This window comes from Psychrobacter sp. S4(2024) (assembly GCF_036861305.1).
Lineage (GTDB): Bacteria > Pseudomonadota > Gammaproteobacteria > Pseudomonadales > Moraxellaceae > Psychrobacter > Psychrobacter cryohalolentis.
In genome coordinates, this window is sequence record NZ_JAZAQR010000006.1 from 1 (window position 1) to 7,609 (window position 7,609).

Annotated in this window: 9 protein-coding genes; 7 read left to right on the plus strand and 2 right to left on the minus strand. The window is 40.8% G+C overall.

The window, feature by feature from the left end:
- From VLA57_RS12435 to VLA57_RS12450, 4 genes are all read left to right on the plus strand, one after another.
- On the plus strand, window positions 1-279 hold a 279-nt coding region (locus VLA57_RS12435; RefSeq protein WP_333953943.1), incomplete at its 5' end, for an NAD(P)(+) transhydrogenase (Re/Si-specific) subunit beta.
- A 154-nt stretch (window positions 280-433) separates the two neighbouring features.
- A complete protein-coding gene (locus VLA57_RS12440; protein WP_201530673.1) occupies window positions 434-997 on the plus strand; it encodes an acyl-CoA thioesterase in 564 nt (187 codons plus the stop codon).
- 99 nt (window positions 998-1,096) lie between these two features.
- Window positions 1,097-1,306, plus strand: coding sequence for a Fe-S cluster assembly protein IscX (gene iscX / locus VLA57_RS12445; protein ID WP_011279849.1), 210 nt, complete (start codon window positions 1,097-1,099; stop codon window positions 1,304-1,306).
- 80 nt (window positions 1,307-1,386) lie between these two features.
- Window positions 1,387-1,911: a GyrI-like domain-containing protein gene (locus VLA57_RS12450; protein ID WP_149409878.1), complete on the plus strand. Its 525-nt coding sequence runs from the start codon at window positions 1,387-1,389 to the stop codon at window positions 1,909-1,911.
- A gap of 212 nt (window positions 1,912-2,123) precedes the next feature.
- Here VLA57_RS12450 and dapE read toward each other — a convergent pair whose 3' ends face one another.
- Together dapE and VLA57_RS12460 are read right to left on the minus strand one after the other, a co-directional pair.
- Window positions 2,124-3,488, minus strand: a complete 1,365-nt coding sequence (dapE, locus tag VLA57_RS12455) for a succinyl-diaminopimelate desuccinylase (protein WP_442968878.1) — start codon at window positions 3,486-3,488, stop codon at window positions 2,124-2,126.
- 120 nt (window positions 3,489-3,608) lie between these two features.
- On the minus strand, window positions 3,609-4,367 hold the full coding sequence (locus tag VLA57_RS12460) for a 2OG-Fe(II) oxygenase (RefSeq protein WP_201530672.1): 759 nt from the start codon (window positions 4,365-4,367) through the stop codon (window positions 3,609-3,611).
- 150 nt (window positions 4,368-4,517) lie between these two features.
- On the opposite strand from VLA57_RS12460, the gene VLA57_RS12465 reads away from it, so the two are divergent.
- The 3 genes from VLA57_RS12465 to VLA57_RS12475 all read left to right on the plus strand — a co-directional run bounded on the left by VLA57_RS12465 (window position 4,518) and on the right by VLA57_RS12475 (window position 7,191).
- Entirely contained in the window at window positions 4,518-5,393 is an 876-nt protein-coding gene (locus tag VLA57_RS12465; RefSeq protein WP_020442843.1) for a 23S rRNA (adenine(2030)-N(6))-methyltransferase RlmJ, read from the plus strand.
- Between the two features lie 10 nt (window positions 5,394-5,403).
- On the plus strand, window positions 5,404-6,351 hold the full coding sequence (gene pssA, locus VLA57_RS12470) for a CDP-diacylglycerol--serine O-phosphatidyltransferase (RefSeq protein ID WP_201530671.1): 948 nt from the start codon (window positions 5,404-5,406) through the stop codon (window positions 6,349-6,351).
- Window positions 6,352-6,711: 360 nt separating this feature from the next.
- Complete coding sequence (locus VLA57_RS12475) at window positions 6,712-7,191, plus strand: hypothetical protein (RefSeq protein ID WP_201530670.1); 480 nt, start codon at window positions 6,712-6,714, stop codon at window positions 7,189-7,191.
- The last annotated feature ends 418 nt before the right edge of the window (window positions 7,192-7,609 follow it).

Genomic DNA, 7,609 nt, shown 5'->3' on the forward strand with positions numbered 1-7,609 from the left:
AACTCGGACTTCGCGAGTACGGATGTGGTATTAGTTATCGGTGCCAATGATGTTGTCAACCCATCTGCGAAAGATGATCCGACATCACCAATCTTTGGTATGCCAATTCTAGAAGTGACCAAAGCGCAAACGGTGATGGTTATTAAGCGTTCTATGAGTACAGGTTATGCTGGTCTAGATAACAGCTTGTTCTATATGGACAAAACCATGATGATCTTTGGTGATGCGAAGAAGATGGTCGAAGAGATGGTACGTAGTATCAATGGCGCTGGTCATTAACCTTTAAAATAGGTCTGACACATCATTTTTTAAACAGAAGCTTTCACATAAAAAAGTCACTGAGGTGGCTTTTTTTGCGTTAGAGTATTGCCCATCTAAAGCTATCTACAATGTATTTTCTCATTATCAATATTATAAAATAAGAAGGTTTCTTATGAATATGCTGCTGCGTTTCTTTATTATGGTAAGCCTACTCAAACAACAACTTAAGCAGCAATCGATAAGCAATCACCTGAGTATTGAAACATTGACAGCACCAACTGTGCGTCAGTATCGGGTATTACCACATGACATGGGTTTTCGCGATCATCTGCCTAATTATCGCTATCTGTCTTTTATTGAGCTAAATATCACCAAATGGCTTATGAACTGCTGTCATCAAAAAGGGATTAAAAATCTCGGCTGGATTATCGCTATGCAGGAGATGGTCTATCTTAAACAAATTAAGTTTCTAGATAAGATAACAGTCAATAGTATGCTTGTCGGTTGGGATAAAAAATATGTCTATTTTGAGCATCGATTTTTTGTTAAAAACCAGCTGATGGCAGTGGGTATGACCAAGTTTGTTTTAACCAATAAGCAAGGTAAGTGCGCAACTGAGGTGCTAGATATGACGGGTAAGCAGCTGACAGAAGTTATTGAGTCATGGAATCAGCATCAAGTGGCGATTAAAGCTGCTCAATCTACTGAGTTGACTAAATCAACAAAGGCTGCGTAACCAACTTGCCTATAATCCTATGATGAATTTTGGTAGGATAGCGCATATATATTTTATAATGCTATTTTATAAAAATAATTGAAAACATAAGGAGCTACTATGACCCCGCAGAAGTTAAAATGGACAGACAGCTTAGATATCGCTATTGAGCTTTATGAAAAATTCCCAGAGACCGATCCGCAGTATATTCGCTTTACGGATTTGCATCGCTGGGTGACGGAGCTTGAAGGCTTTGACGATGATCCGCAACGCTCCAATGAAGGTATCTTAGAAGCGATTCAGATGAATTGGATCGACGAAGCGGACTAGATTGACCTTTTGACTATTTTTTAATAACAAACATAGCTTTAATAAACATAATCTCAAATGAAAACAGGACAAACCGTCTCATGACTGCACCAATCCAAGAGCTAACCGACGTACAAACTTGCACAGGCATCAGCGTACGCACCACCAACACCGATGAAATAAGCCATGAAACGGCAAAGTTAGGCAAGCTATGGCAAAGTTTTTACAAAAATCACGTGAGCCAACTTGAAAAGGGTCAGGATATCTATGGTATCTATCATAACTATGAGAGTGATGATGTAGGCGCTTTTGATGTGGTTGCGAGTTGGAAGGTGGAAAGTCAGCAAAAACAGTCAGACAATGACGATACGACCAATACTGTCAAAGCTACTAAGAATAAAAATGCAAGCAACCTAACAACGGTCACTATTCCTGCAGGAAAATACATGGTGTTTTCTGAATACGGTAACATGCCTAATACCGTGATGAATGCATGGGAAAAAGCGTGGACGTATTTCAATGATCCAAGCTGTGAGCATACTCGAACTTATAACGTTGACTTTGAGCGTTACGTTGAGGGTAAGTTAGAATATGGTCAAGTCGAGCTATATATTGGTATTGAGTAAGTAATTAATATCTATAATAAAAAAGCGCCATCTGTATGAGATGGCGCTTTTTTTACTAGTGCTTATTAATCTAATAGGGCGTGTCCTCATTTCAAAAATGGTGATAAAAATGAGATAAATTGCAGTCAAACAAGGAAAATAGCGCAGATAATATCGGGATATTAACCAGCTATTTAACGATGTTTGGCAAAATTTAGCCATTTTTAGCCCGTTTAGATATGATCAATTGAATTGAGGACACGCCCTAGTAAATTCTCTAAAATCCCTTCATAAATCTGCGCCAATTTCCCTAAGTCATCTACTTCAACTTTTTCATCAACCTGATGAATAGTGGCATTACGCACGCCAAGTTCGACCACTTGCGCACCGGTTGGTGCAATAAAGCGTCCATCTGATGTGCCGCCANAATTCTCTAAAATCCCTTCATAAATCTGCGCCAATTTCCCTAAGTCATCTACTTCAACTTTTTCATCAACCTGATGAATAGTGGCATTACGCACGCCAAGTTCGACCACTTGCGCACCGGTTGGTGCAATAAAGCGTCCATCTGATGTGCCGCCAGAAGTTGATAATGTCGTATCGGTTCCAGTCACAGATTTAATCGCTTGCTGGCATGCTGAGACCAATTTACCTTCAGGCGTCAAAAAAGGCTGACCAGATAATTTCCAATGAATATCATAAGCTGCTTTGCTATCAGCGAAATATCTATCAAAAATAGCATGTGTCTTCGCTTTTAGTTCATCTTCAGTCGTTTCTGTCGAAAAGCGGAAGTTAAATACAGCCTCTAAGGTTTCAGGAATGACGTTGGTCGCCCCCGTTCCACTATTGATATTAGATATTTGTAGTGAAGTCGCAGGGAAGTAATCATTGCCATTATCCCAAGTAGCATTGGTCAGTTCTGCGAGTGCCGACATAGCCGCATGAATAGGATTTGATGCAAGGTGCGGGTAGGCAACGTGACCTTGTTTACCAGTGACAGTGAGCACTGCGCCGAGTGAGCCACGACGACCATTCTTAATAATATCACCTAGGGTATCAGTACTAGATGGTTCACCCACTAAGCAGTACGTAATTTTCTCATTACGTGCTTCTAGCGTTTCTACTACCTTGACTGTGCCGTTAATAGACGGACCTTCTTCATCTGAAGTGATTAAAAAGGCAATTGAGCCATTGTGCTCAGGATGATTGGCAACGAAACGTTCAGCAGCGACGGTAAAAGCGGCAATGCCAGTTTTCATATCAGCGGCACCACGCGCCCATAAATAGCCATCTGCAATGGTTGGGGTAAAGGGCGGATAGGTCCAATTTTTTTCATCGCCTATTGGGACGACGTCAGTATGACCGGCAAAGCAAATGACTGGATTGGTATTACCGCGGCGCGCCCATAAGTTTTTAACCTCAGCATGTTCGCCTTTTGCTTGTCTATTACCGTAATACATAAACTCGCAGTCGAAGCCTGCTTGCGTTAGCCGCTCAGATAATATGTCTTGGCAGCCATCATCATCTGGCGTCACTGACGGACGTTCAAGTAAGGCGATACTTAAATCCAATGTTGCTTGTTGATGAGTTGCTTGCATCTGAGACTGAGTATTTCGGTTTTTATCAAAATCTGACATGGGAAGCCTTTTTTATTATAGAGGGATAGATAGTATGGTTAGATGTAGCTGGTAAGAGAGTCTTTATGAATATTACAGTACTTAAATAACGTCTTCTACGAATGGTACTAAGCCATCACGGCGCATCCAAGTCGCGATAGAATAACGCTGACGATGGGCGATTTGTACTTGATGCCGTAAGTCACTATCAAATATTACAAGCCTATTAGCGACAGGCATTACATTATGATGGACACCATGTTTATCAACGATTTCTAGCGCGCCGCCGTCATTCGCTGTCCATTCATCATTAAGATAAAACACTGCCGAGATAACGCGTTCATTACGTCCAGCTGGATTATCACTATGCCATAGATAGCCAAAACCTACTGGATAACACGCATAATGCGCTTCACTGTGGCGAATACCAGCGTACAAGCTTTGATTGAATAAGTTGGCAAGCGCATTGATACTGTGTAGATAATAAAATCCTGCAAAAAAGTCTTTGGTAATCCAGCGTATTTTATCACCGCGAATATCACTGATACGAATACCCGCCGTTAGCTGAGCATCACGATAGTCAATAAAGCCACTTTCCGCTTGCAGTGCTAATAAGGCTTTTCGTTCAAAGACATCATCAATAATCAGCCAACCATCATCAACAAACGTATCCAACTGTTTATCTGTCAGCTTGTGTTCCCAGTTAACCTCAAAATCAGAGGATTGTAATAAATGCTGGGTCGGCAGCGCCTGATTATTATAGTTAGTAGAATGTAAAGATAACAGTGGCGGATTCTCCTTACCTATTGGATTATCAACCACCAACGTCGTTACATCAAGATTGCTAATAATCTTCGTCATTTTGTCTCGCTATCGTCCATTATCTGTCATTACACCGTCAATCTATACCTTTACCCGACCAATCTATGCCTTTTTACCAAAACCATCGTTATCTTTTAGCCATCCTATGCTACCATAGATGCAATTTTTCTTATTTAAACTTTTGAACTTATGAATTATAAACACGCCTATCATGCTGGTAACTTTGCCGATGTTGTTAAACACATTCTATTGGTACAACTACTGAACCAAATGGGGCAAAAAAACAAACCTTTTTATGTGCTTGATGCTTATGGCGGTCGTGGACTGTATTCGCTCGGCAGTGAAGAGGCGCGCAAGACTGGTGAAGCCAAAGGTGGTATCCAAGCCTTAGTAAAAGCCGATGTCGAAAAAGCACCAGCTGCCATCAAAGACTATATGGAAGGTATTAACCAAGCCCGTTTTACCTATGATAAAAAAGTCTATCCGGGTTCGCCGTGGTGGATTGCTCATCATGTTGAAAAAAATCCAGATGCTGGCGTGCGCGGTGAAGCGTTTGAAGCCAAAGCCAGTGAATATGATGCACTGAACTATCAGCTACATAAATTGCCAATCGGTATTCATCATCGCAATGCTTTTGAAGGTATCGCTGCCGTGATTCCGCCAAAAGAAAAGCGCGGCTTGATATTTTTAGATCCTCCTTACGAGCAGGAGCATAAAGACTTCACGCGTCTAATCGATTTGTTGGTGCATTCTTATAACAAGTGGCCACAAGGCACTTATGCATTATGGTTCCCAATCAAGAACATCGACGCGGTTGAGCTGTTCTATAAAAAGCTCAAGCGTACTGAGATGAGACGTCAGCTGGTTTGTGAGCTAAATATTTATCCTAAAGATATCGCTGTCGGTCTAAACGGTACAGGGCTACTTGTGATCAATCCGCCATGGCAGTTCGATAACCAAGCGCGTGAGATACTACGTTTCTTACAGCCTGTATTAAAAGTTGCTGATGCACCAGATTTAACACCTGATAGTGCAACCACCGTCCGCTGGTTGGTTGGCGAATAAGGATATTGTTATGACGACTGATCAATCATCACGTAGCCTTGAAAAAAACAATCTTGCAAAGGGTAGTCTGGTCACTGATAAAGTGATGAATGACGGTTTGATTAAAGAGCCCTTATTACAAGATAGCGCTGCCACTCAACCGCCTTTTGTGGATGAGCATGATTTCGATATTCGCTTGGCGGATAATGAGAACTATGATGGGCTGACGTTCGAGGTGATTGAAGCGGAAGTCGCTGAAGGTAAGCGGGTGGTCAGTCGCGGTGTTTATTTAGCGCCCAACTTGATCACCACTTTATCGCTGCTGTCAGGCTTTTATTCTATTTTAGCCAGTACCCAAGGTGAGTTTTATAAAGCCTCTTTAGCGATTTTCTTATCGGCTATTTTGGATGGCGCAGATGGCAGGGTAGCGCGTATGCTTAATGCGCAAAGCCCCTTTGGTGAGCAGTATGATTCGCTTGCCGATATGTTAGCCTTCGGTGTTGCACCGGCAATCTTAATTTATAGCTTTGCTTTGCAGCCATTAGGTCGTATTGGGCTTGGCTGTGCGTTTGTCTTTACTGCCTGTGCCGCCTTCCGTCTAGCGCGTTTTAACGTTCAGATTGGTGAGGTCGATAAAAAATACTTTGTTGGTTTGGCCAGTCCGCTTGCCGCTATTTTGGTCACAGCGGCTGTTATGGTTGCCGTTGATCACAATCAATGGATCGGACAATACGATACGCTTGTGATGTTTTTATTTGCTGCTTGGGTCGTTATTTGCGGTTTGCTGATGGTTAGCAACGTCAAATACTATAGTTTTAAAGAGTTTGATAAGAAGAAAGTCCCTTTTGTGGTGCTTATCGTTGGTGTATTGGTCATGAGTATCGTGTTATATGATATTCCAGTCGGCATTTTAGCGATTGGTGTTATTTATGCCTTGTCAGGTATTTTTAGCACCTTACAAGCCAAAGCGACCAGTTAATACTATAGCTTTTTATAGTAAATATTAACTTAAGACACGCAAACAAAAACCGCTTATTTTTTAATAGGCGGTTTTTATTTGCGTGCTAGTTTTTGATTCTATTGGGCACTGAAATATAGCTCTGATAGAGATAACCACAACAATAGAAAAGTTAAAATAAAACACTACAAATAGCTATTGATTGGGTGCAATATTAAAGCCTTATCCAATGCTATTGTCTGTAATCTATATAAAGTTTATACGATGAGCCTTCCTATAACGCCATTTGATAACTAAGCCGAGGTTATTATGCTGAACTTACCTATTTTTAATCGCCTATTACCTGTTTCAAGGACCTCAAACAATTTGTTAAGAGGTTTGATGGCAAGCGCTTTGTTTTCATTGTCATTTGTTTCAGTCTCTACACATGCTACTACTAGTAATTCAGTAAGTACGATATCTCGTGCTGAAGCTGCCAATCCAGCTAATTTTAAGCATCTAAATATTAATGGTAGTGCAGTAACTTCCGCATCAGCACCGTGCTCTATCAAAAAAGGGCTGATTGCTTGTGGTCTTGAAAAGCTTAAGCTAATCAATAGTAGTATTAACGAAGTAGATGCGGATTATGATTTGGCACAAGCTTTTTACTATCCATCAAAATCGCAGCCTAAGACAGCGGTTGTTGTCATTACCCGTTCTGGTCTCATGGATGATAGTGTGAGTGCAGAACGTTACCGTATTAGTTTTACCTTAAAAGGCAAGCCGTCTGATTTAAATTGGCAATGGGTGCAGTATGGGGTGCAATATCAATGTGTTCGCGGTAATAGAATGGGGAAATGGACGAAAAATCTTTGTCCTTGATGAAATCCTACATTGAAAGGTAAACCTAGTGTTTTCAACCAAATAAAAATAAACCTTAATAATCTCTTGACCCCCTACTAAAACAGCGTATACTGCCACCCAGTCGGAGAGGAAGGCGGGTTGGAGTGGTTTATCGCTTAGACAATTTAGCCAACCGGAAAAATTACTTTTAAGTTAACTCAAATTAAAATAATTTACTTCTTGACTTACTAATTAAAGCGTCTATAATACGCACCTCATTAAGACGAACTGGAATCAGCTACTGTGTGATTACACAATAACTAACCAGTTAACTTAAAGAAACAAATTAAGAAAAGAAGTTGACAGACTATTAAAACATGATATGATTGTCAGCTCGCTAAATAGGATAAGCCAGATTGGTTTAGCATATTTAGTAAGAATACTCTTACTGGACGAC

Coding starts and splice junctions, on each gene's coding strand:
- VLA57_RS12450 (WP_149409878.1), top strand. CDS start 1,387: ATGACTGCACCAATCCAAGAGCTAACCGACGTACAAACTTGCACAGGC.
- VLA57_RS12465 (WP_020442843.1), top strand. CDS start 4,518: ATGAATTATAAACACGCCTATCATGCTGGTAACTTTGCCGATGTTGTT.
- pssA (WP_201530671.1), top strand. CDS start 5,404: ATGACGACTGATCAATCATCACGTAGCCTTGAAAAAAACAATCTTGCA.
- VLA57_RS12475 (WP_201530670.1), top strand. CDS start 6,712: ATGGCAAGCGCTTTGTTTTCATTGTCATTTGTTTCAGTCTCTACACAT.
- VLA57_RS12440 (WP_201530673.1), top strand. CDS start 434: ATGAATATGCTGCTGCGTTTCTTTATTATGGTAAGCCTACTCAAACAA.
- iscX (WP_011279849.1), top strand. CDS start 1,097: ATGACCCCGCAGAAGTTAAAATGGACAGACAGCTTAGATATCGCTATT.
- VLA57_RS12460 (WP_201530672.1), bottom strand. CDS start 4,367: ATGACGAAGATTATTAGCAATCTTGATGTAACGACGTTGGTGGTTGAT.